This window comes from Emticicia sp. W12TSBA100-4 (assembly GCF_040253585.1).
In the GTDB taxonomy this organism is placed as follows: Bacteria; Bacteroidota; Bacteroidia; order Cytophagales; family Spirosomataceae; genus Emticicia.
Window position 1 is genome coordinate 1 of record NZ_JBELAU010000121.1, and the last position, 226, is coordinate 226.

Below are 226 nucleotides of genomic sequence, written 5' to 3' on the forward strand. Positions count from 1 at the left end.
AGTAATTTAGTAGCTGGCACATACACGGTAGTAGTAACAGATGCGAACAGTTGTACAGCAACGGCGAGTGTAGTAGTGAAACAACCAACGGCAGCATTGACGACGACCCCAAGTGGCATAGATGTGAAATGTTATGGCGATGCAAGTGGCAGTGCGAGTGTAGTAGCAGCGGGTGGCACAAGTCCATATACCTATAAATGGAGTAATAATGCGACGACCGCAAGCA

1 protein-coding gene is annotated in these 226 nt (G+C 47.8%); it reads left to right on the top strand.

What is annotated here, in order from left to right:
• Window positions 1-226 (top strand): SprB repeat-containing protein (locus tag ABR854_RS26040; protein ID WP_350268758.1); only part of this gene is annotated, 226 nt, incomplete at both ends.